Origin of the sequence: Pseudomonas sp. TH06 (genome assembly GCF_016651305.1) — a bacterium.
In the GTDB taxonomy this organism is placed as follows: Bacteria; Pseudomonadota; Gammaproteobacteria; order Pseudomonadales; family Pseudomonadaceae; genus Aquipseudomonas.
In genome coordinates, this window is the sequence record NZ_JAEKEC010000001.1 from 5,264,770 (window position 1) to 5,284,490 (window position 19,721).

Here is a 19,721-nt window from a genome sequence, read left to right on the forward strand (position 1 = left end):
CTACAGGTGCGGTGTTGCGCCTGATCCTTGTGGCAATGCGATACAAAGGAACACCGAGATTTCCTGTAGCAATGCAATTCCCTGTGGCGAGGGGATTTATCCCCGATCGGCTGCGCAGCAGTCGTAAACCCGAAACACACGGTATGTCTGGAAAAATGGAGCTGTTGGATTTGGGGCTGCTGCGCAACCCATCGGGGATAAATCCCCTCACCACAAAGGCATCACTCACATTGAGGACCGATTTCAAAAGCGCGTGCTCCCTTCAATTGGAACCGCTTTGATCGTGGCGCGGGGGCCCGAAGCCGGAACCGAACTTGGAACACCCTGCGCAGCACTTGGCAACTGCGGCGCCTGCATGTCCGGCATCGCCCAACTGCGCTCCGGCTGCAAACCACCCTGCGCCCGACGCATGAAGTCATAGCGGTTAAGGGTGATGCTGCGCCCCGCCTCGCTGTCGCGGATGATGTACGGGCGCAGAAACACCATCAGGTTGGTCTTGGTGATCGCCCGGCGTTCGTTGCGAAACAGCGCGCCGATCCCCGGCAGGCTGCCCAGCCAAGGCACCGCATCATTGCTCTGGCTGTAGCCGTCCTGGAGCAAACCGCCAAGCACCATGATCTGACCGTCATCCAACAGAATGCTGGTGTCAATCGCCCGCTTGTTGGTGACAATCCCCGCAGAATTGGCACTGGCCGAAGCTCGCTCGTCAATGCTGCTGACTTCCTGATAGATATCGAGCTTGACCGTGCCGCCCTCGGAAATCTGCGGACGCACATTCAGCTTCAAACCGACTTCTTCACGGGTCACGGTCTGGAACGGATTGTTGCTGGTGCCGCCACCACCGGTGACGTAGCTACCGCTGACAAACGGGATGGTCTGGCCCACAAAAATACTCGCCGCTTCGTTGTCCAGCGTCAGCAGATTCGGCGTCGACAACACGTTAGTGCCGCCTTTGCTCTTCAGGGCGCGGGCCAGCATTTTCAGGTCGAGGATCTTGCCGATCCCGGGAATGTCGACGGTGCCGTTGACGTAGCCCAGGTTCAAACCCTGCGGCAGCACATCGATGCTGGTCTTGCCATTGGTGTTGATCCCCGAGCCGCCCAGATTGGCCCCGCCAATCACACCTTTGCCGCCCAGATTGCCGGTCTGCCATTGCACGCCGAATTCGCTGGCATCATCCTCACCGACTTCGACGATCAAGCTCTCGATCACCACTTGGGCGCGACGCTGATCGAGCAAATCGATGACTTCGCGCAGGTTGCGATACAGCGGCTCCGGCGCGGAAATCAGCAAGGTGTTGGTGGTCGCATCAGCCTGGATGGTCACACCGCCAGCGCTGAAGGCAACGTTCTGTTCGCTGGCCTGACTGCCGCTGTTACTGATGCCGCCATTGCCCTGCGCGTAACTGCCGCCAGTGCTGCCACTACTGGACGTGGTCGAAGTTGTGCCACTGGTTTGCGTGCCGCTCTGGCCACTTTGCCCGCCGGAGCCGCTGGCGTTGCTGCCCATCGCACTGAGCACCGAACGCGCGCTGTCGCTGGTGCCGCTATCACTCTCACCCGTGAGCAAACCACGCAACGCCTGCGCCAGTTTCGCCGCCTGCGCGTTACGCAGATACACCACATGCAGATTGCTCGGATTGCTCTGCGCGTTGTCGAGTTTGTAGATCAGGTTACGCGCCAGTTCGGTCCGCTCCGGACTGCCCGCACGAATGATGATCGTGTTCGAACGCGGATCACCGATCACCGCGATTTTCTGCGTTGGATCATTGCCCGGTGCATCCAGCAAATCCGCCACCATCGGCGCAATGTCCGCAGCAATACCGTTCTGAATCTGCACCACATCCGTGTCAATCGCACTCGGCGAATCAATGCTCGCGATCAACTGCGCCACGCGAGTCAGGTTCTCCGCGTAATCGGTGATGACGATGGTGTTGTTGCCCGGATAGGCGTTGATCGGATTGTTCGGCGAAACGATCGGCCGCAGCACCGGAATCAGGTTCACCGCGTTCTCGTATTGCAGTCGGAACGTGCGGGTGAGCATGCCGTTACCTGCCGGCTTATCGGCGCTGTAAATCGGCCCGCCCAGCAACTTCGCATCAGCCTCCGGCACCACCTGCGCCACACCGCCGACATCAACCACGCTGAAACCCTGCATGCGCAACGCCGCCAGCAACATGTCGTAAGCCTGCCGCGCCGGCACCTGACCTTCCGAGACCAGCGTCAGAGTGCCCTTCACCCTTGGATCGACCAAAAACTGCTGACCGGTGGAACGCGACAGCGCCCGCACCACCGCTTGAATATCGGCGTCGACGAAATTCAGCGTCACCGGTTGATCGCCCAAAGGATTGCTCGGCAACGCAATGCCCGACGCCGCCACGCCGCTGCGCGCACTTTTGCTGATGTTGTGCAATTGCTTCGGTGCAGGTCGCGCCTGAGCCTGTGCGCGCTCGCGGTCGAGCACCGCGTCGCCGCTGCGCTGAGTGTTAGCCAGCGGCCGGCCCAGCTCACTGTCGACCAGCAACGGCGGCTGATTCTGTGGTGTGGTGGTGTTGCTGCACGCGCTCAACGCCATCAGCAACATCGGCAATGCCAGACGTGCCGGTTTGGATCCTGACCCCTTCATGAAGCTTCCTTAGCGCCCTGCGCCTGATCCATGCGAACGGTGCCTGACAAAGTGCCGGCAGTGATCTCGGTCGAGGTGTTGTCTGCGCGTTGCAGACGGGCCTCGACCACTTGCAGAGAAAGTTGTCCCGGCGTGCTCAGCAACCAGTCGAGCAGCGCATCCGCCGGCGCGGCATTGAAGCTCAATTGCCAGGCGCCGCCGTCTGCGGCTTGCAACTGGAAATGCCCGCCCAGACCGCTGGCCTGCAAAGTCTGCTCAAGCGACTGGCCGACGCTCTGCCCTTCCGGGCGCACGCTGACCTCGCGCAACAGCACTTCCAGTGCCTCGGTCTGCGCCCGCAACTTGGGCGTTTCGCTCTGCCAATAACTGATTTTCTTCAGCGGCGGCTGGATCAGTGCGACCCACAGCAGCAAGCCGAAAAGCGCGATCGCCATTGCACTGACCATGCGTTTTTCACGCAATGCCAACGGCTGCCAGCGCGCCTGTAACTGGCGGGTGAACTGCTGCCAACGAGCGCGATAAACCGCCAGCGCTGCCTTAATCATCGTCTGCCTCGCTGCTGTCTTCGCTTTCGGTGGAGGTGCTTTCGCTGGCGCTGCTGTCGCCGCCCGGGCGTAGGGTCCAGCCGTCATCGTCCGCCGTCACGCTGATGCCGGCCTGGGCCAGAGTGCTTTGCCAGTCCTTGTCGTTGCCATTGCGCCGCGCATCGGTGAGCAAAGTGATCTGCAGCGCCCCGTCCGCGAACGACAGACGTTCGACACTGCCGGCCATCGACGGCATGCCGCTACCGGCCTGCAACACCAATCGGCTGAAGTTTTGCGCCGGATCGTCCGCCGCGCCTTTCTGCCGTGCAGCGATCTGCTGACGAGCCTGTTGCAACGGATTAAGGATCACCGGCAACTCGGGGAAGGCCTGTTTCACCCGCAGATTCATTTGCGTCTTGAGTTGCTGACCCTGATCAGCTTCACGGGCGGCATACAGGTTCAAACCGATCACCCACACCGCCACGGCCAACAACGAAAAGCCAAGCGCCCGGCCCCAACCACGCTGCTCGCCGGCCTGCTGTTGCACGGCGCCGTGCAGGCCCCAACCCGGCAACGGCCCGGTCCAGCGTTGCGCATCGGCCATCGGCAATTCGGCATCCGCCGGCGCGTGATCGCCGATCCAGTGCAGCGTCGTGCCCGGCGTCCACAAAGCGCTGTCGACCTCGTCATCGAACAGCGGCTGCACTCGCGCCGATTGCACGCTGTCACGCAGCAACAAATGAGCGTCATCCACGCAAGCAACCGTGCCCGGCAACACCGGCAAACGGTAAGCCGCCGGGTACAGACCGCGCAGGCTCAAACCGTGTTGCTTGAGCACCAGACCCAAACGCTGCAAGTGCTGCCGAAGTGCCCATGCAATCTGCACCTGCCCGGCGTCATCCCGAGCACTGTGAGCAATGTGCATCTCGGCGCTGTCGCCCAGCATCAAGGCTTGCGCCGCACACTGCACCGCCGCTGCTGTTTTGTTCGCCGGCAACGGCGGCAAATCGATCGTCGCCACAAGGCTGTCGGCCGGGTGCAGAAAAGCCACCAGCGCCGGGGTTTTCGCCATCTGCCCCAACTGCTCCAGCGTCAGGTTTTCTTCGCGGCTGACCTGACCTTGCCGATCCAGCCAGGCGCAACTCAACACGCTGCGCAGGTCCAGTTCCGCCAATCGCGGCAAGGCAATCCTGAGCTGGCTCATACGCCCACCCGCGACCAGATCACCTGCGGCAAGCGGTCCTGACTGCGATGCAGCAACGCCTCCAGACTGACCCGGCGCTGCTCGCGGCGCGCCTCGCCACGCAGGCGAAACCAGTCACTGGTGATGCCGACCTTGACGCTGCTGACCTCCAGATTCGGCATGCGCAAACGGTTGACGAAATCGCCCCGATTGATAAACCAGCGCCCGGCATCGCGTTCGTTGATCAGCGCCTGTGCACGCTCCAGCGACAACCCCGGCACATACGCCGCCAGCACCGGCGCGGTGGCGGTATTGCCGTTGAGCCACGTGGTCGCGGGGATCACCGTCAGGTACGGCGCCATTTTGGCGATGAGCGCGTCATTGACCCCGTCAACGCTGCGCAGATCATCGAGATTGCGCAGCATCGGCAGCGTCGGATTCTGCGGTTTGCGCGAGGCGTTTGGCGAGGTGGTGCGACCACTGTCGAAGCCGCTTTTCGGCGCCTCGGCAATCTGCGGATTCAGCAGTCGCGGGTAGGAAGCGATCACCCGCTGACTGATGCGCTGACTCAACCCGGCGCTGACCCCGATCAACTCGCACAAGCGCTGAAACGCCTCGACCTGCGCCTCGTCGACACGCTCATTGGCCACCAGATTGCGCAGATTGAACTTGCCTTGCTCGTCCTCCAATCGGCCTTCAAACCCCTGGGCGGTCAGACGCTGCGCCCACGGCTGATCGAGCCGGGTCAGCGGATCGCGTTCGCGTGCATCCCAGAGCAATTGACGGCTGATTTCCAACCCGCCCTGCACCACCCAACGCCCTTGCACGCGTTGCTGATCCGCCTCCAGCGCACGGGTCGACACGCTCTGGCGCGTCAGCATGCCCGCCGCAATCACCGCCACCACGGCCGCAATCAACAACGCACTGATAATCGCCATGCCCTCTTGCTTCGCCCCATCAGGCGAACGGCTGTTCATGGCCGGCCTTACAGCTGCCAGGAACCGATATCGGCATTCACGCCGTCGCCGTCAGGCTGACCGTCGGCACCGAGGGAAAAGATGTCGATCTCGCCGTTGGCGCCGGGGTTGAGGTACTGATAAGGACGACCCCACGGATCGTTCGGCAAACGCTCCAGGTACGAACGCCAATTGCTGTTCTTGGCATCCGCCGGCCGCTCCACCAACACTTTCAGGCCCTGACTCTGGTTCGGGTAAGTGCCGTGATCGAGGCGATACAGCTTCAACGCCTGCATCAAACCACCAATGTCCTGCTTCGCCGCCGTCGCCCGCGCCTGATCCGGACGGTCGAGCACCTTGGGCACCACCATCGCCGCCAGAATCCCGAGAATCACCACGACCACCATGATCTCGATCAGGGTAAAACCCTGCTGACCACGCGGCTTGCGCAACGGTTGATGAAGCGATTTGAAAGGTGCGATATCCATCTCGACATTCCCTGGCTTGATTCGATTCGACGCGCAGTGTTGCAAGAAGATATGTCAGGGATGTTGAAAATCCTCGGGTGTTTTCGTCGTCAAGCCGTCAAGGACGGGGGTTAGCGTCGAGGGCTGTGTTTTGGCTTTAGGCCTTTTATGCGTGCGCGTTCGCGAGAAGACGGTTTCACCCTGATTGAAGTGCTGGTGGCACTGGCGATTATTGCCGTGGCCATGTCGGCGGCTGTGCGCGTGGCGGGTTTGATGACGCAAAGCAGCGGGCTGTTAAGGGATCGATCTGTTGCGATGCTGGCGGCGCAAAGCCGAATGGCCGAGTTGCGTCTGGAAGGCAAGTTGCCGATGGGTATGAAAGCGCAGGACTGCGATCAGGGGCGGTTGTTGCTGAGCTGCGAACAGGTGATCGCAGCGGCAGAGAATGGTCGATTGCTGAAGATCGGCATCCAGGTATTCGACCGCAACCAGGATGCGCCACCACTGGCAAAACTCGAAACCCTACTAACCCGCCCCCTGTAGGAGCTGCCGCAGGCTGCGATCTTTTGATCCTGTTTTTTAAAAAGCAACGTCAAAAGATCGCAGCCTGCGGCAGCTCCTACAGGTTTTGTGGTGTTTGCAGATTTTGCACTCACTGCAAAACCCTGTGGGAGCGGGCTTGCCCGCGAAGGCGCCAGAACAGACACCCAATCAATCACCAGGTGATTCCGACAACCGACTCACCGCCAGCTCTCCCTATAACTGAACACGGCAATCGGTCGAGCACCAGCTTCCGCCCGGTGACTGACCAACCTGCCACCACAGCCAGACATTCAAATGCCGGTCAGCGTTGCGGATAAGGCACACCCAGCTCCCAACGTGATTGCCAATGCGCGATGTATTGACGCGAAACCTCCGGCATATCTCGAATCACCACCACATTTTCCGAGTTAGCGGTTTCGGCGGACGGCGCGAAATTGAATGAACCTGTTTCGACCGTATTCCCGTCAACAATGATGGTTTTGTCGTGATGGAGATGGAAATGCTCATTGGTGCGCAGTTCCACGCCGTTCAAAACCACAAAGTCCATCGCCGCCTTACTGGACTTGCCCAGATTTCGCTTTTTATCGACCACTATGCGCACCTCCACCCCACGCTTCTCCGCATCAATCAAAGCCTGCACGATATCGGGAGCCTGGAACGCATAGGCGAGCATCTGAATGCTGTGCTGCGCGGATCCGATGGTTTCCAAAACCAGCTTTCGCGCCGAACCTTCCGGGGAAAAACCGACCTGAACGCTGGGTTCGGCATGGGCTATGGCCGTGGTACTGAGCAAGATCGCCAGCGCGGCGCATTGCAATCCAGTCATGTTTGAAGACCTTGAGTTGAACAGGCGGGACGCTTTAGTTGCAGGATGTCAGTCCGTGTGAACGATAACATGGCCATTATTCGCGGCAACCCGGTAGCGCCGTGGACAAGTTTTTCTTTCTCCATCACGAGGAATATCTGCCTCGTCTCATCACTCGATACGCGCCACTCTTGGGGCATCTTCCATCCCCGAAAAGGTCAAGCAACATGCTCAACGGTAAATATGCGCTGATTACGGGTGGCTCGTCAGGCATTGGCCTCGCCACAGCACGATTGATGCTCGGAGCGGAGATCGTGGTTGATGGCGGTCGGGCGGAGCTTTGAATCTTGCGACTGAATACTGATCAGACACGCCGCACCCTCGTTCATGGCGCACTGCTGCCGTGGGTCGCATCCCCGGCTGCGGGCGTCCAGCGGCGCATGCTTTATCGCGACGGGGAAGAAAAAGCCCGGGCGACCTCATTGGTTCGCTATGCGGCGGGGAGCACCTTCCGCCCGCATAGTCATCCCGGGGGTGAAGAATTTCTGGTGCTTGAAGGGATCTTTCAAGATGAACGCGGCGACTACCCCGCTGGCACCTACGTGCGCAATCCTCCCGGCAGCAGCCACGCACCGGCATCAACCACGGGTTGCGTGATTTTTGTAAGGCTGCAGCAATTTGACAAAGATGATGTGCGCGAGTGCTTCGTCTATCCCGACCAACATCAAACGCACTCCGACACCCGAACGCTCTTCAGTGGCCACGACGAACACGTGACCCTGCATGACTGTCCGGCAGGCACACTGCTGGAACTCTCCAACGAAGCAGGTCTCGAGTTATTGATACTGTCCGGCTCTGCGGTTGAAAACGGTGACCTGCTCCAGCCTTTATCCTGGCTTCGACTGCCGCCGGGCATTGCGTTACGGGCAAGGATCGGGAATGCCGGCGCCCGTCTCTGGATCAAGCGCAGGCGCGCCACAGATTCAGTCGCCGAGCTTTCCTGAAGCTTGCGCAAGCAGCCATTCGCGGAAGGCTGTTATCTTCGCCAGATCCGCCACTTCGGGCCGATGAACGATGTAATAAGCGAACGCCAGCGGACAGCTTGCTTCGCCAAAGGGACGGACCAACCGCCCTGCCTCCAGGTCATCCCGCAGCATGACACTGCGCCCAAGCGCCAGGCCCTGCCCGTCAATCGCCGCCTGCAGCACGGCGGCAGAATTGTTGATGCGCAGCCCATGCTCGGCATTGATAGCGGAATGTCCCGAGGCGTCGAGCCATGTCCGCCACGTCGGATAATCGGGATCGGCAACCATCGACAAGTCGTGGATCAACGTCGCTTCGGCGAGTTTGCTGGCTGACAGTCGTCCCTGTTCAAGCAACGGATAAGTCGGCGCACAGACCGGGTACATCTCTTCGTCCATCAGCTTGATCGCCGTCAGCCCCGGCCAACGTCCGGTGCCATAACGCACGCCGATGTCCACGCCTTCGGCAACAAAATCCACAGGCCTGAGATTGGTGTCCAACAGGACATCGATCCGAGGGTGCGCCAACTGAAAACGTTCGATGCGGGGCAACAGCCATTTGGCAGCAAACGCCGGGCTCACTGCCACCGTCAATCCGCTGCTGAGCGAACCCTCCTTCAACCGCGCCAACCCCATGCGCAGGTAGTCGAATCCCTCCCGGATATCGGGCAATGCCTCCCGAGCAACGTCGGTCGGAACCAGCCGCGCAGAACCGCTGGAGGCCCGATTGAACAACGCGACCCCCAGCCATGACTCCAGCGTACGTACCTGCTGCCCCACTGCTGCCGACGTCACGTGCAGCTCAGTGGCAGCAGCCGAGAAACTTTGATGCCGGGCGGCTGCTTCAAATGCCCGGAGAGCGTTGAGATACATCGGCGTATTCATGGGTTAAAGATTTTCTTTAATGGATGAAAAAGAATTCTGGTTTGTGCGACAGCTGTCCGAAGCGAAGAATAGCAGCCAAGGCCAACGCTCATAAGGGCAACCGATAGACAGCCCCAATGAATGGCACAAACGCTCCTATCTTACTCAGCCACAGGACATCCTCAACATGAAAAGATTTTCTTCCAAAGTCGCTATCGTCACCGGTGGTGGTTCAGGTATCGGTAAAGAAGTCGCACAGCGCCTGGTTGCCGAAGGCGCGAGTGTGGTGATCACCGGTCGCGATGCAGCCAAACTCGACAAAGCCGCAGCCCAGATCGACCCTACCGGCAAGCACCTACGCGTCCTGGCTGCGGACATTGCCAAACCCGCCTCTGCCAAAGCGCTGGTGGCGCTTGCGACTGCCGAGTTCGGCGCAGTGGACATTCTGATCAACAACGCTGGCGTGTTTAATCCGAAACCGTTCCTGGAGCTGGACGAGGATGAATACGACGGTTTCATCGATATCATCCTCAAGGGCAAGTTCTTCATGGCCCAGGCAGCGGCCAAAGCGATGCAACTGCGTGGCGGCGGCGTCATCGTGCAAACCGGTTCCCTGTGGGCACTGCAAGCCATCGGCGTCACCCCTTCTGCGGCCTACTCGGCGGCCAATGCGGGCGTGCATGCACTGACCCGAAACCTGGCCATTGAACTGGCCTCCTCCAACATTCGCATCAACACCGTTGCGCCAGCCGTGGTTGAAACGCCGGTGTACAACACCTTCATGGACAGCGAACAGGTCAAAGCCGTACTGCCGACTTTCAACGCATTCCATCCGCTGGGGCGCAATGGCCAGCCAGCCGATGTCGCAGAAGCGATTCTGTTCCTGGCGTCCGAGCAGGCGTCCTGGATCACCGGTACCGTCCTGCCTGTCGACGGCGGCGTAACTGCCGGCCGCATTTGAGGAGCGCATCATGATGCTGGACTGGAATGACTATCGCGAAAATCTGCTGAACCGCGTCGGCGATCTTGCCAAGCTATCACCGGATACCGTTCGTGGCCTTCAAGTGATGGACGGCGCAGGTGCAAAAACCGGGCATCTGGACGCCAAGACGCATGAGTTGATCGCGTTGGCCGTAGCCATCACTACACGCTGCGATGGCTGCATCGCCGTCCACACCAAAGCAGCGGCCAGGCACGGCGCTACCCGTGAAGAAATCGCCGAAGCACTGGGCGTGGCCATCGCACTCAATGCCGGCGCAGCGGTGACCTATTCAGCTCGGGTTCTCGACGCCTATGCAGCGCTCGAAAACAACTGATCGTTAATCCCGAAGCCCCCCGCATGCCCGAAAACACGCCGGGCGTGCGGGTTTCGGCATGTCCCCGGAGCATCACCATGAACAACCTGAGGGTAGCGATTATCGGAGGCGGCTTGAGCGGGCTATACACGGCCCGTTTGTTGACGCAGATGAACGTCGCTTTCGTATTATTCGAAGCCCGCGAGCGGCTGGGCGGACGCATCCTCTCAACGCCCGGCAACGGCCCCGCCCATGACCTCGGTCCCGCGTGGTGGTGGCCAGATTTTCAGCCTCGCATGGCGGCACTCATATCGGCGCTGGGACTCACTGTTTTCCCCCAGTACAGCGATGGCGTGACATTGCTGGAAAAGTCCCCGCATGAAACGGCCAAGCGTGTCCGCGGGTACGTATCAGGCAATCCCTCGATGCGCATCCAGGGCGGCGTCTCGCAACTGACACAAGCCCTCGCCGCACAAGTTGCCCCTGAGCGAGTCGTGTTGAATGCCCGAATCAGCGGCATGCGATTGTCAGACTCCGGCATCACGCTACACACAGACGCTGGGAAAGGGGTGAGCGAGCAATCCTTCACTCACGTCATCAGCGCTGTGCCGTTACGCCTGCTTGCACAAGACATCCGCTTCGAACCCCGGCTGTCGCCAACGATTATCCAACGCTGGTCCGGGACACCGACATGGATGGCTCCCCATGCCAAGTACGTCGCCCTTTACGACCGCCCTTTCTGGCGCGACGAGGGGCTCAGCGGAACGGCGCAAAGTCATGTCGGACCGATGGTCGAAATCCATGATGCATCCGATGCCAGTGCGAGCGCCGCACTGTTTGGATTTATCGGTATCCCGGCAACAGAACGCCTGGCAATGGGCGAGGCCGCGCTGCTGGAACAATGCCGCCTTCAGCTGGTTCGCCTCTTCGGCGGACAAGCAGCCACACCTGTTGCGCACTACATCAAAGACTGGGCCGCCGACCGACTGACCGCCTCCCTTGCTGATCTCGAAACCAGACAGCGCCACTTCGCCACGGGTTACAGCGGGCCAGATCAGGATGCCTGGTCCAAGCGGTTACTGGTGTCAGGGACCGAGGCATCCATTGAGCACAACGGTTACATGGAAGGTGCACTCGATGCCGCCGAATCAGCGGTAGAACGGCTGCGGATGTTGGTTGATCAGTGAACCTGTCGCGCTACCTGTTCCCGGAAAAGATCATCAGCCGCACCAGCCAACTACCCTTCAAAGTCGCAATGTATCTGCATGCTCTCTGTCGGGTTGCGGTGAATCTTGAAGCCGCACTGCACCAGCGCAGCCTTGACCTCTTCGAGAACGCTGAGATGTTCAGCCGCCCTGGTGTGTTGAAGGCTCGGCGATGTAAATACGCCCAACGGCAAAAATCGCAGTCTCTTGCCATTCAGAATGATGGAAACATCGACATGAGAGCCATCCACGTCATGCCCATTGGAGCCGAATATATCGTTCACTTCGTCTTTTCGGCCTGGGTAGCAAGCGCAAAACAACCGGATGCCCAGCCACCTCGACAAGAACCTGAACAAGCCCAACTGACTGCTTTTACTTTCATATCCCCGAACAAGCAGTAGTTGAACTGACGGGGGAAGCTTCGACTGGGCCTCAATCAATTTAAGGAAGACATTTTGTTCAATCAGTACTTCAGAGGATGGCCAGCGAGGCTTGACCATCAAGCCGTGATTCTCGCCCTTGGAAAGGGTCAACATAGCGTTCTAACTCTACTTTTAACTATCTGATTTCCCAAAATTTAGCATGAGCAGCGCTCCCTGCGCTTACAGACAAATATCGCGACCAAGCCAACCCCCACAGGTTTCAGTGCCCGGACACACTATCCATGACCAACCCAAAACCCTGTAGGAGTGAGCCTGCTCGCGAAGGCGCCAGAACGGACACCCAATCAATCACTGGGTGATCCCGACACCCGCATCAATCCGCCAATTGCAGATTATCCAGCGCCCGATTCACCGCCAACTCCCCGAGCATGATCAACTGCGCAATCCCCAACAACGCCCGACGCTGCGCCGCCGGCAACAGACTGGCGCAGTCCTGCGCGATGGTCTTGGCCGAAGCAAGTGTTTCACTGGCATCGATCAGCAGTTCTTCGTTTTTGTTGTCCGCCGTCACGGCATACATCCCGCGGATTCTACGTGGGGGCGGCGTGGACCCGGGCGGACAGAGGTAATGGTCGAGGGCGCGGTCGGCGGCTTCGTGGAGTTTTTTTGAATCGAGGGATTCGTAGGGAGAAACCGAGTCGGTTTCGGGCGGGTTGGGTGTTGGTTTGATCATGGTGAAGCTCCTTGATGACTGGAGCCGCCACCGTTCGCGGTCAAACAAACAGGGTGGCAGCTGTACGCGGGTTGACCGACCGGACATCAAGGAATCCGGCACACCCGAAGGTGTCCCACGCACAGCCACCGCGACATGATTTCAGACAATGCCTGAACACGTGCAGAACGCTGGCGCGCCTTGATATTGGGCGGACGGTCAAATCCGATCACTGATTCGTCAGCGACCGCACCACAATAGAACCCACCCCCAAAGCGCACAAGCCGGCGGATTCTGGCGTAGCTGTAGGCAAAGGCGCAAGGATGTGTAGCCTGGGAGAGTGTTTGGAGATGTCTTTTTAAACGTTGGTGTTTATCGGAATCCTCATTGCGTCTCGGATCCCACGACAGAGCCGTCCCTTGCCACAACAGACGCAAGCTTCAGGCGAACGCATCCCCCTGAAGCTGATATGGAGCCATCGCCTCCATTGCACCGAGGCAATAGTGGTTATGCGAATTCTGTTCTCTGCATAATGACTGACCGGCCATGTTTAGGGTGCTTGTTATGCCAGCCTCCACTGATCAAAACTCCGCTGTCGTTTTATGCGCAGCGTCCAATAACGACCTGGAAGATCTGGTAGCCATCAGGATTGAGGCCATGCGCGAGAGCCTTGAACGGCTTGGACGATTTAACCCGGATCGTGCGCGCGAACGATTTCTTGGTGGGTTCGACGCTAACAGCACACGCCGCATAGAAGTATCAGGTGATCTGGTCGGTTTTGTCGTAATCAAAGACCAGCAGAGCGAGCTTCTGCTTGACCACTTGTATGTGATACCCAGTGCTCAAGGAGCAGGAATCGGCTCTGAAGTGCTTACCCGGATTTTCAGAGAGGCTGATGAAATCGGGCGTCCCATCAAGGTGGGTGCTCTCAAGGAAAGCGCTTCAAATCGTTTTTACACTCGCCATGGCTTCGTGTTCGTCGAAAGCGGTGAATTCGATAATTATTATGTCCGGGCTAGCGGTAATGCTGTTGATTTGGGCGACTAGGTAATCTTGATACGGTGCACCGTCAGAGGTTGCACCGTTGGATGGGCATCTGCATTCGAAGGGGACGGATCTATTTTTCAAAAATAAATCTGTTCCCTTTTCCTCCTGCAGGAGCTGCCAGCCCAGATCCCAAAGGTTTCAGCGCCGGACACAACATTCCTGACCAACACAAAACCCTGTGGGAGCGGGCTTGCCCGCGAAGGCGCCAGAATGAACACCCAATGTCCGGAATTTTTGTCGAGCTAAAATCGGCCATAGGAAATGTCAAATGAAGGCCTCAACCCTCGCACTTGTCGCACTTTATTGCATGGGTATCAGTGCAGCGTTTGCCGATGGCTCACAGACGCTAAACGAAAAGCGCGGGCCAGCAGGCATCGTCGTCGGTGAGCGTTTGGCTGCGGCCAGATGCAAGCTAGTCAAACAAGGATGGAAGCCGACGCGGATGCATACCAACGACGGCTATGAATACAGTGGCGTGGAGCAAGAGTTGGCTGCACGAAAGTTCTTCGAACTGGATACCTGCTCTTTCGATAGCTCGCGTTGCATCTTGTACTACGCGAAGAAAGGAACTTGCCTACGCGTCGATACGATAGGTGAGCAACTCAATGCCATGACGGTGACACGATGGACCCACGAATGTCCCGATTCGCCTCAATAACCAAATGAAAACGGCGCAGGACAGTAACCGACCCGCTCCCACAGCTTTCAGCGCCGAACACGATACCCGTGACCACCACAAAACCCTGTAGGAGTGAGCCTGCTCGCGAAGGCGCCAGAATTAACACCCGATCAATCACCGAGTGATCCCGACACCCGCATCAGTCCGCCAATTGCAGATTATCCAGCGCCCGATTCACCGCCAACTCACCAAGCATGATCAACTGCGCAATCCCCAACAACGCCCGACGCTGCGCCGCCGGCAACAGACTGGCGCAGTCCTGCGCAATGGTCTTGGCCGAAGCGAGTGTTTCGCTGGCATCGATCAGCAATTCTTCGTTTTTGTTGTCCGCAGTCACGGCATACATCCCGCGGATTCTACGTGGGGGCGGCGTGGACCCGGGCGGACAGAGGTAATGGTCGAGGGCGCGGTCAGCGGCTTCGTGGAGTTTTTTTGAATCGAGGGATTCGTAGGGGGAAACCGAGTCGGTTTCGGGCGGGTTGGGTGTTGGTTTGATCATGGTGAAGCTCCATTTTTATACCTGGTGGAACCACCAACACCTGTCGCTAAACAGATAAGGGTGGCAGCTGTGCGCGGGTTAGCGAACCGAGAGGTATAAGACCCGGCAGACCCGAGGGTCTCCCACGCACAGCCACCATATCGTCATCGCAAACGGCTGCGACAAACTGGAGCGTCGTTGTACTTATACCTGGTCGGGTCGCTAAACCCGGTCGCTGGATTGCCAGCGACCCATAGACGATATAGACCAGGTACAAAGCGTACAAGCCGGCGGATTCTGGCGTAGCTGTAGGCAAAGGCGCAAGGATATGTAGCCTGAGAGAGTGTTTGAAGATGTCTTTTAAACATTGGTGTTTATGCGGACCCTCATTGCGTCTCGGATCCCTCAACAGATTCGTCCCATCATCCCAACAGCCAAAAGAAAATGGCCGAGATTGCCAGTCGTAACTGACAACCTCGGCTAAATGAACAGCTCTATTTTTGCCGACACATCTCGACGTCATCCTGAGTTTTCAGGTCTGTGTCGATTCCCAAGCGATACCTGCAGTAATCAACAATCCACCCCCGCTCCTCTGCTGTCAGGCGATCTACTTTCCTGATCTCTCCATCGTTGGCGTGAATGTTGTAGAACTTCATCTGAAACGTCGGATGCTTTTTGATAAAGACAATGGTCTCGATGTCTCCATCCTCAAGGGCTTCGTAGTAGCCGACATAGAGCATGGCGACTACTGCGAGGATTGCTACGATTAGAAGCTTTTTCATTGCTGTGGCGCCGGCGGTGGAAGCAGTTGGGTTTTAGCTCTGATGTTTCTGACCAGCTCCATTCCAATATTGCCGGGACATATTTTCCCTTCAGAGCCTTGCCCTGGATATTCCCTGTGGCCTCCAAAATTCTTGATAACGAACACGCTTTTTAGCGCGTCGATAAGGTGCATCAGTGCAATGATTTGATCTTCGGGTATTACGTTTGTAGTGCTGTAACCAACGCTATCGAAAACCACGCGTCCTATGGCGACCAAATCTCCACCTTCTTCCGGTGTAGTCAGGTTCTCCAACAAGACGATGCCAATCAGCCCTGTGTTGTATTTCAGGACACTTGAGCCTTGCAGTCGAATGTCACGTCCCTCAAATATCTGCCCTTTGCAATCAATTCCGTAGTGGTAGCCGATATCGTCGTACTTTTGGCTTAGGTGTCCTTTCTGAATTTCCTGCATCTGCTCCGCACCCGGTGTGCAGTTGTGACTGCGTCCCGCATGGTGCAAAGCGATCATCGTGTAGTCCCAATCCACCACCATGTCCTTCTTGCCGTCCAACGCTTTCCAGGACGAGCGCTCAACGAACGTGGCTTTTAATTCCCGAACTCGGTTAATAATCGCCTCTCGAGTAGCCGCTCGATCATTCACAGCGACCGGTATCGGGCACATGAACTCGCCTGGCTTTATCTCCTGAGCAGTCGCTTGTGTCGCAAAATTGGTTGCCATTATTTTTTCTCCGATAGCTCATGAAGCATCCGGGCGGGAGCATTGAATTTGATGTGAAGTGAAATCTGGGCATTGGGTGTCGGCGTTTTGATGTGCGCGATGCCATCAGCATCGGTGACGCCTGTGGTCTCGACACCATTGACCGTCGCAACATAGTCTCGAAAGGCCAAGGGCTTACCCGTCTCACTGTCGGTAACACTGAACGACTGCCCGAATCGTTTCTGAATGGCGAGAGGTAAAGGAGGAATGAAGGGTGCTGGGGTATGCGAATCCCCGATGATTACTGTCCCCGAACCACCAATCACAACGTCGCCGTGTGAACCTGTGGTATCGATCAGAGCAGCGTTTTTGCCATTGATGAACACCGTAGCGGAAACACCCGAAACCAGAGCACTTCCACAGGTACAGGTATCTCCTTTACGGGCGGCAGCGAGGCCGTCGAAGAACACGTCGGGAGATCCTGAGGCGATGGCCTTCGGGCCATGCCCGGGAATTGGGCAGGAGGTTGGATCAGTGATTCGTGCGGCAGGCTTTGCCATGTGCTTGACTCCCTGTCAGCGGATTGAACGAGTGCGGACTGTACCAGAAACCTTTTTGAACGTTGATCCGAGGAGTTGTACCCTTTTTATCTCGTTGATAGTGGCGAAAAGCTACACCTCAACTATCTTTCCGAACTGCACCTCGACAGATACGGAGAGCAGGAATGTCTGATCTAGCGAATGAAGCAGTCGGGTTAAATGACTTTGAAAAGTGGCTGAATGAACGGAGTAGTTGGCTTCAGACAGCCGCCAAACAGCTTATCGACAATAAACGATTGCCTAATGAGGGCGAGTTTGCAGAGCTGGTTCGACTCTGTAAGTTGGAGGCAGCGAAGCAGAATGATCCTGGTTTCCTGAAGGTGGTTGCTGGTGCATTTTCGGCTGGAGCAGTGCAGCGGGTTGTGCGGGTGGAAGAAGTAACCCAAGTCGTCGGTGTTAACGCGATTAAACCTGGTGCATCTCTACCATTCGGAACGAGCAGTTTGACTGTGATCTATGGGCAAAATGGGTCGGGAAAGAGCGGTTTTGCTCGCCTGCTCAAACAGCTCTGCGGCTCTCGCTCACGGGATGAGATTCGCCCAAATGCATTTAGCAATGAAGAACATGTTTGCAGTGCTCAATGCCGTATTACGATTGATGGCAACTCCAGAGATATCAACTGGCATCCAGGTGCAGAGCCACATGCAATGCTTAAGTATGCCCAAGTATTCGATTCGAAAGCCGCGACTCAGTACATGGGGCGGACTGAATCAAGCTACGAGCCAAGTAGTATGCGGTTTATCTCCATGCTCATTCAGATTTCGGGCATGGTTTCTGATGAGTTGGGAAGGGAAAAGGGAAAGCTCGTTAGTGCTCTTCCACAGTTCCCAATTGATCTCTCCGAAACCGTTGAGAAGGTTTGGTTCTCCTCTCTCAAAGCCTCTGTTTCTGCTGAGAAAATCGAGGCCTATTGCCAATATGGAAAAGATTTTGACGAAGAAAGGATCAGGGCTGAAGCTCTTCTCGCGGAAAAAGACATTGCAGGGCGCTTGGCTGTAATTGGTAAGGAAGGTATTGCCACCGAAAGCATCAAGCAGGCAATGAAGCTCTTGAAAGAAGGTCTCAGGGATGAGAAGGCTGATGAATTGTCGAGAGCGAAAGTTTCGGCGAATGCGACGAGAAAGGCGGCTAACGAAATTGCGTAGCAGACATTCGCGAAGGCACCTCTCCAAGGCGTTGGAGAAGTGGCCTGGAAACTCATGTGGGACCAGGCGTGCAATTATTCAATTACTCATGCGTACCATGGTCATGAGTTTCCCGTGACTGCAGACGGTGCCTACTGCGTACTGTGCCAGCAGGAGCTAACTGCTGCAGGTGCTGCTCGGCTCAAAAGCTTCGAGGCTTTTGTTAACGCCGGTCTTGAGACCACAGCAAAAACTGCGGAAGCTGCCAGTGCAGCACTAATCGCGAAGGTGACTCAGATACCTTCGATTGAAGACTGGATTGCGCACCTCGCCCAGTTGCAGTTCGACGAAGCCACTGCCCGCTCTTGCTATGAGTCATTGAAGGCTAGGCGAGCACAGTTTGTGCAGTGCGCTGACGCGGCAGATATTCCTTCATTCAATTGGGCTCCTATTGATCAAGCGCTGGAAAAACGAGCTGCTGAATTACTTGCTGAGAAGACCAGCCTCACCCAGCTACAGCAAGATGGACACCGGCAACAGGTCGAGAAGCGGGTGAAGCAACTCCAAGCGCTCCAGTGGCTGTCCCAGAACAAACCAGCGATTTTAGCTGAGCGTGTGCGACTAGTAGCTATTGATCTATTGGAGAAAGCTACAAAGCTAACGGCCACTAATTCGTTAACAACTAAACGTACCGAACTTGGGCGTACCGAGCTTGACGCTGGATATCAGGCCCGCTTTGATGCGGAGTTAAAGGCCCTTGGTGGACGTCGACTGCCTGTTGTTCCGCAGAGCAAGGCTCAAGGAAAAGGAGTTATCACGTTTGGGCTCACTCTCGTCGGTGCTCGGGCTGGTGTCACTCCTGACGCAGTACTCAGTGAAGGCGAGACCCGCATTGTTGCATTGGCGGCATTCCTAGCCGATACAACTGGTTCGAACCAGCTTGCCCCCTTCATCTTTGACGACCCAATTTCGTCTTTAGATCAGGACTTTGAAGAGAGGGTTGTTTCACGGCTTGTCGAATTGGCGAAGACCCGACAGGTCATAATCTTCACTCATCGCCTCTCATTGATTGCACTCGTTGAGGCGGTAATCAAGAAACACGGTGAGAACCCTGCTAACGAGAAAATCACCCACTCCGTGCAGTCGCTTCGTCGATTGGATAAGGTTTCGGGGATTCTGGCCCAACACAGTCTGCGGGACGCCAAACCCGATAAGGCGCTGAATGCGGTTAGGGATCACGTCATTCCGAAACTCAGAAAACATCAGGCCGATGCTGACGCCGACGGTTATGACCTTACCGTGAAGAGTGCCTGTAGTGATTTTCGGATCATCTTGGAACGAACAGTGGAACTCATCCTCTTGAACGACGTGGTTATTCGTTTCAGACGGGATGTAATGACAAAAGGGAAATTGAGAGGCGTTGCTAAGGTGATTGCAGAAGACTGCGATCTTATCGACCGGTTGATGACAAAGTACTCCGTATACGAGCACTCCCAGGCAGATGAGCTGCCTCAGATTCCGGTCGAACTCGATGAATTCGAACGGGATGTATTGGAACTCATTGCATGGATCGACGAGTTTAAAGGTCGAGCCTTTTGATTCTCTAGAAAATAGTCCGTCGCCTTTGAATCGCTGTCTCCGGCGATGGTGAACAACCCCGCCCCCTGAACAACGACGGGCAAGCGCGTGATAAGTGTAGCGACGTTGAAAGACCCAGAAAAAATAGTGAA

Annotated in this window: 22 protein-coding genes; 10 read left to right on the plus strand and 12 right to left on the minus strand. The window is 57.0% G+C overall.

The genetic code is table 11. The annotated features are described in order from the left end of the window. Positions 1–243 precede the first annotated feature (243 nt). The 5 genes from gspD to gspG are packed head-to-tail and all read right to left on the minus strand — an operon-like array spanning position 244 to position 5,776. Positions 244–2,625: a type II secretion system secretin GspD gene (gspD, locus tag JFT86_RS23245; protein ID WP_201238503.1), complete on the minus strand. Its 2,382-nt coding sequence runs from the start codon at positions 2,623–2,625 to the stop codon at positions 244–246. Then, entirely contained in the window at positions 2,622–3,170 is a 549-nt protein-coding gene (gspM, locus tag JFT86_RS23250; protein ID WP_201233669.1) for a type II secretion system protein GspM, read from the minus strand. The genes gspD and gspM overlap by 4 nt, the downstream gene beginning before the upstream one ends. Further along, positions 3,163–4,353 carry a type II secretion system protein GspL gene (gene gspL / locus JFT86_RS23255; RefSeq protein WP_201238504.1) on the minus strand — a complete coding sequence of 397 codons (1,191 nt, stop codon included), beginning with the start codon at positions 4,351–4,353 and terminating at the stop codon, positions 3,163–3,165. Before gspL ends, gspM begins: the two co-directional genes overlap by 8 nt. Continuing rightward, positions 4,350–5,309 carry a type II secretion system minor pseudopilin GspK gene (gene gspK / locus JFT86_RS23260; protein WP_201238505.1) on the minus strand — a complete coding sequence of 320 codons (960 nt, stop codon included), beginning with the start codon at positions 5,307–5,309 and terminating at the stop codon, positions 4,350–4,352. The genes gspL and gspK overlap by 4 nt, the downstream gene beginning before the upstream one ends. An 8-nt stretch (positions 5,310–5,317) precedes the next feature. After that, entirely contained in the window at positions 5,318–5,776 is a 459-nt protein-coding gene (gene gspG / locus JFT86_RS23265; RefSeq protein WP_201203124.1) for a type II secretion system major pseudopilin GspG, read from the minus strand. A 147-nt stretch (positions 5,777–5,923) separates the two neighbouring features. On the opposite strand from gspG, the gene gspI reads away from it, so the two are divergent. Beyond that, positions 5,924–6,298: a type II secretion system minor pseudopilin GspI gene (gene gspI / locus JFT86_RS23270; RefSeq protein WP_201238506.1), complete on the plus strand. Its 375-nt coding sequence runs from the start codon at positions 5,924–5,926 to the stop codon at positions 6,296–6,298. A gap of 301 nt (positions 6,299–6,599) precedes the next feature. Here gspI and JFT86_RS23275 read toward each other — a convergent pair whose 3' ends face one another. Then, positions 6,600–7,124 carry a phospholipase D family protein gene (locus JFT86_RS23275; RefSeq protein WP_201238507.1) on the minus strand — a complete coding sequence of 175 codons (525 nt, stop codon included), beginning with the start codon at positions 7,122–7,124 and terminating at the stop codon, positions 6,600–6,602. Between the two features lie 326 nt (positions 7,125–7,450). Here JFT86_RS23275 and JFT86_RS23280 point away from each other — a divergent pair, with 326 nt between their 5' ends. Beyond that, complete coding sequence (locus JFT86_RS23280) at positions 7,451–8,107, plus strand: cupin domain-containing protein (protein ID WP_242489511.1); 657 nt, start codon at positions 7,451–7,453, stop codon at positions 8,105–8,107. On the opposite strand, the gene gcvA is transcribed toward JFT86_RS23280, so the two are convergent. Further along, a complete protein-coding gene (gcvA, locus tag JFT86_RS23285) occupies positions 8,087–9,010 on the minus strand; it encodes a transcriptional regulator GcvA (protein WP_201238508.1) in 924 nt (307 codons plus the stop codon). The two genes, JFT86_RS23280 and gcvA, sit on opposite strands and share 21 nt — an antisense overlap. A 166-nt stretch (positions 9,011–9,176) precedes the next feature. Between gcvA and JFT86_RS23290 the strand changes: the two genes are divergently transcribed. From JFT86_RS23290 to JFT86_RS23305, 4 genes are all read left to right on the plus strand, one after another. Then, positions 9,177–9,950 (plus strand): SDR family NAD(P)-dependent oxidoreductase, encoded by a 774-nt coding sequence (locus JFT86_RS23290; protein ID WP_201238509.1) that lies wholly within the window; start codon positions 9,177–9,179, stop codon positions 9,948–9,950. A 13-nt stretch (positions 9,951–9,963) separates the two neighbouring features. After that, complete coding sequence (locus JFT86_RS23295) at positions 9,964–10,305, plus strand: carboxymuconolactone decarboxylase family protein (protein ID WP_201205237.1); 342 nt, start codon at positions 9,964–9,966, stop codon at positions 10,303–10,305. A gap of 77 nt (positions 10,306–10,382) precedes the next feature. After that, a complete protein-coding gene (locus JFT86_RS23300) occupies positions 10,383–11,471 on the plus strand; it encodes an FAD-dependent oxidoreductase (RefSeq protein WP_201238510.1) in 1,089 nt (362 codons plus the stop codon). Beyond that, positions 11,468–11,890: a hypothetical protein gene (locus JFT86_RS23305; RefSeq protein ID WP_201238511.1), complete on the plus strand. Its 423-nt coding sequence runs from the start codon at positions 11,468–11,470 to the stop codon at positions 11,888–11,890. The genes JFT86_RS23300 and JFT86_RS23305 overlap by 4 nt, the downstream gene beginning before the upstream one ends. A gap of 355 nt (positions 11,891–12,245) precedes the next feature. On the opposite strand, the gene JFT86_RS23310 is transcribed toward JFT86_RS23305, so the two are convergent. After that, positions 12,246–12,605, minus strand: a complete 360-nt coding sequence (locus tag JFT86_RS23310; RefSeq protein WP_103302434.1) for a hypothetical protein — start codon at positions 12,603–12,605, stop codon at positions 12,246–12,248. A gap of 543 nt (positions 12,606–13,148) precedes the next feature. On the opposite strand from JFT86_RS23310, the gene JFT86_RS23315 reads away from it, so the two are divergent. After that, complete coding sequence (locus JFT86_RS23315) at positions 13,149–13,631, plus strand: GNAT family N-acetyltransferase (RefSeq protein ID WP_201233675.1); 483 nt, start codon at positions 13,149–13,151, stop codon at positions 13,629–13,631. Positions 13,632–13,899: 268 nt separating this feature from the next. Continuing rightward, positions 13,900–14,289: a hypothetical protein gene (locus JFT86_RS23320; protein WP_201238512.1), complete on the plus strand. Its 390-nt coding sequence runs from the start codon at positions 13,900–13,902 to the stop codon at positions 14,287–14,289. A gap of 160 nt (positions 14,290–14,449) precedes the next feature. On the opposite strand, the gene JFT86_RS23325 is transcribed toward JFT86_RS23320, so the two are convergent. From JFT86_RS23325 to JFT86_RS23340, 4 genes are all read right to left on the minus strand, one after another. Further along, entirely contained in the window at positions 14,450–14,809 is a 360-nt protein-coding gene (locus tag JFT86_RS23325; RefSeq protein ID WP_103302434.1) for a hypothetical protein, read from the minus strand. A 473-nt stretch (positions 14,810–15,282) separates the two neighbouring features. Continuing rightward, positions 15,283–15,570 (minus strand): hypothetical protein, encoded by a 288-nt coding sequence (locus JFT86_RS23330; RefSeq protein ID WP_201238513.1) that lies wholly within the window; start codon positions 15,568–15,570, stop codon positions 15,283–15,285. Continuing rightward, entirely contained in the window at positions 15,567–16,289 is a 723-nt protein-coding gene (locus JFT86_RS23335) for a peptidoglycan recognition family protein (protein WP_201233678.1), read from the minus strand. The genes JFT86_RS23330 and JFT86_RS23335 overlap by 4 nt, the downstream gene beginning before the upstream one ends. Further along, entirely contained in the window at positions 16,289–16,828 is a 540-nt protein-coding gene (locus JFT86_RS23340; RefSeq protein ID WP_201233679.1) for a PAAR domain-containing protein, read from the minus strand. The genes JFT86_RS23335 and JFT86_RS23340 overlap by 1 nt, the downstream gene beginning before the upstream one ends. A gap of 164 nt (positions 16,829–16,992) precedes the next feature. On the opposite strand from JFT86_RS23340, the gene JFT86_RS29405 reads away from it, so the two are divergent. Beyond that, the gene (locus JFT86_RS29405; protein ID WP_347340321.1) at positions 16,993–18,012 is read left to right on the plus strand and encodes a hypothetical protein; all 1,020 of its coding nucleotides are present in this window, start codon (positions 16,993–16,995) and stop codon (positions 18,010–18,012) included. 114 nt (positions 18,013–18,126) lie between these two features. Then, positions 18,127–19,590, plus strand: coding sequence for an AAA family ATPase (locus JFT86_RS29410; RefSeq protein WP_347340322.1), 1,464 nt, complete (start codon positions 18,127–18,129; stop codon positions 19,588–19,590). Positions 19,591–19,721: the final 131 nt, after the last annotated feature.

Bases quoted from the DNA above. Each gene is read 5' to 3' on its own strand.
- gspD (WP_201238503.1), bottom strand. From the start codon at position 2,625: ATGAAGGGGTCAGGATCCAAACCGGCACGTCTGGCATTGCCGATGTTG.
- gspM (WP_201233669.1), bottom strand. From the start codon at position 3,170: ATGATTAAGGCAGCGCTGGCGGTTTATCGCGCTCGTTGGCAGCAGTTC.
- gspL (WP_201238504.1), bottom strand. From the start codon at position 4,353: ATGAGCCAGCTCAGGATTGCCTTGCCGCGATTGGCGGAACTGGACCTG.
- gspK (WP_201238505.1), bottom strand. From the start codon at position 5,309: ATGAACAGCCGTTCGCCTGATGGGGCGAAGCAAGAGGGCATGGCGATT.
- gspG (WP_201203124.1), bottom strand. From the start codon at position 5,776: ATGGATATCGCACCTTTCAAATCGCTTCATCAACCGTTGCGCAAGCCG.
- gspI (WP_201238506.1), top strand. From the start codon at position 5,924: ATGCGTGCGCGTTCGCGAGAAGACGGTTTCACCCTGATTGAAGTGCTG.
- JFT86_RS23275 (WP_201238507.1), bottom strand. From the start codon at position 7,124: ATGACTGGATTGCAATGCGCCGCGCTGGCGATCTTGCTCAGTACCACG.
- gcvA (WP_201238508.1), bottom strand. From the start codon at position 9,010: ATGAATACGCCGATGTATCTCAACGCTCTCCGGGCATTTGAAGCAGCC.
- JFT86_RS23290 (WP_201238509.1), top strand. From the start codon at position 9,177: ATGAAAAGATTTTCTTCCAAAGTCGCTATCGTCACCGGTGGTGGTTCA.
- JFT86_RS23295 (WP_201205237.1), top strand. From the start codon at position 9,964: ATGCTGGACTGGAATGACTATCGCGAAAATCTGCTGAACCGCGTCGGC.
- JFT86_RS23300 (WP_201238510.1), top strand. From the start codon at position 10,383: ATGAACAACCTGAGGGTAGCGATTATCGGAGGCGGCTTGAGCGGGCTA.
- JFT86_RS23310 (WP_103302434.1), bottom strand. From the start codon at position 12,605: ATGATCAAACCAACACCCAACCCGCCCGAAACCGACTCGGTTTCTCCC.
- JFT86_RS23315 (WP_201233675.1), top strand. From the start codon at position 13,149: ATGCCAGCCTCCACTGATCAAAACTCCGCTGTCGTTTTATGCGCAGCG.
- JFT86_RS23320 (WP_201238512.1), top strand. From the start codon at position 13,900: ATGAAGGCCTCAACCCTCGCACTTGTCGCACTTTATTGCATGGGTATC.
- JFT86_RS23325 (WP_103302434.1), bottom strand. From the start codon at position 14,809: ATGATCAAACCAACACCCAACCCGCCCGAAACCGACTCGGTTTCCCCC.
- JFT86_RS23330 (WP_201238513.1), bottom strand. From the start codon at position 15,570: ATGAAAAAGCTTCTAATCGTAGCAATCCTCGCAGTAGTCGCCATGCTC.
- JFT86_RS23335 (WP_201233678.1), bottom strand. From the start codon at position 16,289: ATGGCAACCAATTTTGCGACACAAGCGACTGCTCAGGAGATAAAGCCA.
- JFT86_RS23340 (WP_201233679.1), bottom strand. From the start codon at position 16,828: ATGGCAAAGCCTGCCGCACGAATCACTGATCCAACCTCCTGCCCAATT.
- JFT86_RS29405 (WP_347340321.1), top strand. From the start codon at position 16,993: ATGTCTGATCTAGCGAATGAAGCAGTCGGGTTAAATGACTTTGAAAAG.